The sequence below is a fragment of the Azospirillum brasilense genome, from assembly GCF_003349955.1.
GTDB lineage: Bacteria > Pseudomonadota > Alphaproteobacteria > Azospirillales > Azospirillaceae > Azospirillum > Azospirillum brasilense_B.
The window spans coordinates 1-4,211 of the sequence record NZ_QLKQ01000152.1; the positions used below are offsets into that span (position 1 = coordinate 1).

General features: G+C 70.3%; 3 protein-coding genes. 1 reads left to right on the forward strand and 2 read right to left on the reverse strand.

The features are described from left to right. Positions 1-22 precede the first annotated feature (22 nt). Positions 23-427: a site-specific integrase gene (locus DXK32_RS31665; protein WP_247877440.1), complete on the reverse strand. Its 405-nt coding sequence runs from the start codon at positions 425-427 to the stop codon at positions 23-25. Positions 428-460: 33 nt separating this feature from the next. Continuing rightward, on the reverse strand, positions 461-1,024 hold the full coding sequence (locus DXK32_RS31670) for a hypothetical protein (RefSeq protein ID WP_162801444.1): 564 nt from the start codon (positions 1,022-1,024) through the stop codon (positions 461-463). A gap of 283 nt (positions 1,025-1,307) precedes the next feature. On the opposite strand from DXK32_RS31670, the gene DXK32_RS31675 reads away from it, so the two are divergent. Then, positions 1,308-4,211: CHAT domain-containing protein (locus DXK32_RS31675; protein WP_114862123.1), on the forward strand; the 2,904-nt coding region annotated here is incomplete at its 3' end.

Genomic DNA, 4,211 nt, shown 5'->3' on the forward strand with positions numbered 1-4,211 from the left:
CCCGCATCCGCCGCGGCCTTACCTAGGTTTTCTGTTCCGCTGCTACTCGGCCCCCGGCCTCGGCCGCATCCAGCACCGGGGTTTTGCCAACGCGCACCACGTGGCGCGGCCCGCGCACCGCGGCCGCCGGGTTGACCGGCACCACCTGCCCGGTGACCAGCCAGTCGAACAGGTGGCGCACGGCGGCGAGGCGCTGCTTGGCCGTCGGCGCCGCGTGTGCGCGCGTCAGCCCCTCGACCCAGGTGGCGACGTGGAGCGGCTGCACCGCCGCCAGGGACGGCACACCGGCAGCCTCGCACCAGGTCAGGAAATCACCGACGGCACGGGCGTAGGCCCGGCGGGTGTGCGGGTTGCGGATGGTCGCCGTGAAGAACTCCAGAAAGCGGACGGCGGCTTGGTCGCCGGAGGCGGCGACCAAGCTCGGCATTATAGAACTTGAAAGCGAGAGAGGCAGTGTCATTCAGTTGACGCCATAACCCTGAGAAAGACGCCAAGCCTCGCGAAACCGGCGATCAATCAGGTCTGCGGAGCGCGTGAGGCTGTTCGCCACATCATTCAGGTTTCCGTATGGCCCCTTCAGGATCAGCGACATCTTATGCCCGAGTTTGCGGATCTCCTTCGCGATCCCCTCGATTTGCCGAGCCAACTGATCGAGCTCCGGAGAGGTTGAACGGCGATAGCGTTCGGCCGGATGTTCCGCATCAGGGTGCTTGAAGAGCACCGCGCGAACGACCTTTTTGCCGCGCAGTCGGAACTGTGTACCGTAAACCCCCACTGCCGTGGTGATCGCCGGCCAGTCCGCCTTGGCTTCGTCAATCGAAATCTCGATTTCATCCGGCCGTGGCGGATAATCGGCCGCGTCTGCCAGAACAAGGAGAGGACTGTCTTCAGAACCGAGCAAATGGACTTCTCTGCCCTGCTCATTCACCGCTTGGCAAATACGGCCGAGTTTTCGCTTGGCAGGCTCGCTGGCATACCAATCCTCAAGAGAAAACGGTTTTGGTTTCGGCAACATGCGCACCATGGGTTACTCCGTGCGTTTCGCAGTGTGGTTCGCCCATAATGGCATCGGTAGCGAGTGTGTCAAGCGTTTCGCATTGCGGATCGCTCTTATTGGTCTGGAACCTCATTCATGCTTCAGACCACGTCCTCCATTTACCGCTGATAAAGGACATTATCACAGATAAGAGAGGGCGAAAGGAGCGGCTGTCTTTTTGATTGTCTGGTTGCGTTCCGTCCGATGTGTGGATTGCGGTGCTGAGGGTGCGGCGTCATGATGAGAGAGTTTTTCATCATGGACTGCACTCATGGCATTCTGCGGCCTCTGGATCGACGACCTATGCTTTGAACTCCTGGCGGGAGAGACGTCCTTTGGTAGCCGGCGGCCGCTGGACGAGGCCGCCGTCACGGTCCTGAAGGGCTTCGCCGGGCGCTACGAGCGTCTGTGCCGGCGCTACGATGCCGCCGCCGCCCTGGCCCTGGGCCGCGACCTCTTCCGCTGGCTCGACGGCGGCAGCCGGGCGCTCGGGCGGCTCTGCGAGGCCGCGCCGCGGCCCTGCGTCTTCGAGGTGCGCGGGCCGCGCGCGCCGTCGGAAGAGGAATGGGCGCTGCTGCGGGCCCCCTTCGAGCTGCTCGCCGGCGAGCACGGCCTCCTCGCCGGGGACGTGCGCCTCCAGTTCGCGCCGGCTCGCCGGCTCGGCAGCGCCGCCAAGCCGCCGCCGCTCAGCGACCACCGCCTCGGCCTCGCCTTCATGGCCGCGGCGCCGCGTGGCCAGCGGGAACTCGGCTACGAGGCCGAGGAAAGCGCCATCCTCGCCGCGGTCACTCCCGAGCGGATCGACCTCGTGGTCGAGGAGAGCGGCAACCCCGAAGAGCTGGGGGTCCGCCTCGCCCACCTGGAGCGGATGCAGGCGCTGCATCTCTCCTGCCACGGCCTGAACCGCTGGCGCCCGCCCGGCGATCCGCAGGCCGCACCGCGGCCCGTCCTGATGATGGAGACCCTGGAAGGCGACGACCAGCCGACCGACGCCGCGGCCCTCATCGACGCCCTGGCGGCCAGCCGGCCGCGCTTCGTCTTCCTCTCCGCCTGCCTGAGCGCCGCTACCGCCGACCAGGGGACCACCATCCCCGGCGGTCCGGAGTCCAAGCGCGGCGACGGCGCGGAAGCGCGCGGGGAGGTGGCGCATTCGCTGGCGACCGCGCTCATCGACGCCGGCCTGGCCGCCGTCCTCGGCTGGGACGGCTCGGTCGCCGACCGCGCCGCGACCCTGTTCGCCCGCGGGCTGTACGCCGACCTGAGCAGGAGGGTCGACCTGACGTTGGCCGTGGCCGCCGCGCGCCGGACGCTCCTCCAGGCGGAGGAGGAGGTCCTGCGCCATGACTGGCACCTCGCCCGGCTCTGGCTCGGGCCGGAGGGCGGCGGCCCCGTGGTCGGCGGTACGCGTAAGCGCTCGCTGCTGCCCGCCTCCCACGGCTACAAGGTGTTCCTCGACGCCAAGCACCAGGTGCCGGTCGCGGCGCCTGAGATGTTCGTCGGCCGGCGCCGCCAGATCCAGGCCGCGCTGCGCGAGTTCCACAGGTCCGGAGCCACTGGCGTGCTCATCCACGGCATGGGCCGGCTCGGCAAGTCGAGCCTCGCCGCGCGGCTGGCGAACCGTCTCCAGGACCGCATGGCGATCGCGGTGGTCTTCGAGCATTACGGCGCGCTGGCCGTGGTCGAGGCGCTGGAGCAGGCGCTGAGGGCGGTGCCGGCAGCCCGTGACCTCCTGTGCGCGCGCAAGCCCGAGGTGCGTGAGGCCCCGGAGCGCCTGGAGGCGCTCCTGACCGATCTGCTGAGCGGGCCGTGCGCCCAGGCGGTGGAGGGGCAGCGGCCGGTGCTGCTCATCATCGACGACCTGGAGCGGGTTCTCGAGGCCGACCCGGCGGGCGGCCGCCACCGCGTGGAGGCGCGGCATGCCCCGGTACTGGCCATGGTGCTGCGCGCCTTCGCCTCCAGCCTCACCGACAGCCGCCTTCTGCTGACCAGCCGCTTTCCCTTCGTCCTGGACGGGCTGGAGGGCACGCTGCACCCAATCGCCCTGCCGCCGCTCTCCGACACCGCGCAGCACAAGCTGCAGCGGCGCCAGATCGAGGCGATCCGCGAGGGCGCGCTCGGCGAAGCCGGGCTGGCCGCCCGGGTGGCGCTGCTGCCGCGGGTCCGCGCGGTGGCGCGCGGCAACCCGGGGCTTCAGGACCTGATCGGGCTGAAGCTGGTGCTCTCCCGCGAGGTGCCGGTCGCCCGAGCCGAGGCGGCGCTGGGCGAGATGGAGGCTTGGCTGGAAGGCGGCGATCTGCCGGACGAGCCGGCGATCCGCGATTTCCTGGAGGACCTGACGCTGCGCACCCTGCTCGATCTCGCCGGACCGGCGGGGCGCGCCCTGCTCCAGGGGCTCACCCTGTTCCAGGTGCCCGTGCCCGCGGAGGTGGCGGAGGCGGTCGCCCGGGAGCTTGGCGGCTCGGTGGCGCGGCTGCGCGACCTCGGCCTGCTGGACGTGCTCGAGGACCTGGTCGACGCGCGGACTGCGGCGCTGACGGTGAATGGCTTGGCGCGCGCCGGGCTGGAGCCGCTGAGCGCTGCGAGCGAGGCGGCGCTCGCCGTTCTGGTGGTGGAGCCCCTGTTCACCGCCTGGGGTGGGGATGATGGCCGCCGGCCGGCAGTGGCTGATCTGGAACTCACCCGGCTGGCCTGCGCGGCCGGTCATGCCGCGATCGTCGCCGCCTGCGGCAATAGGGCGATGGTGGCGCTGGAAGGCGGCCCGGCGCCGGAGCGCGCCGCCTTTGGCCAGAGGGCGCTCGGGGTCTTGGAGCGGGCCGGTGTCGAGGCGCCGTGGCTTCTGCTCAGTCACACGGCCATGGCCGCCGCGGAGGCCGGCGAGGGCGAGACGGCCGACCGGCTGCTCGGCGCCGGCGTTGCGGCCCTGGAGAGGCGGCGCGGCGCCGGGGAGGCGGTTGATCCGTTCGAGGCGGGCTTTTTGCTGTTGGAGTCTGGCAAGAGGCTGCGGAGCAGAGGGGAGCTTGACCGGGCGGTGGCGCTGTTCGAGGAGGCCGCTGTGCTGGCGGGTGAGAGCGGGCGTGCCATCAGCGTGGCCATCGCGCGCAGCCAGATTGCCGACATCCTCGTCATGCGCGGGGATCTGGACGCGGCGTTGCGCATCCGCACCGAGGAGGAGCTG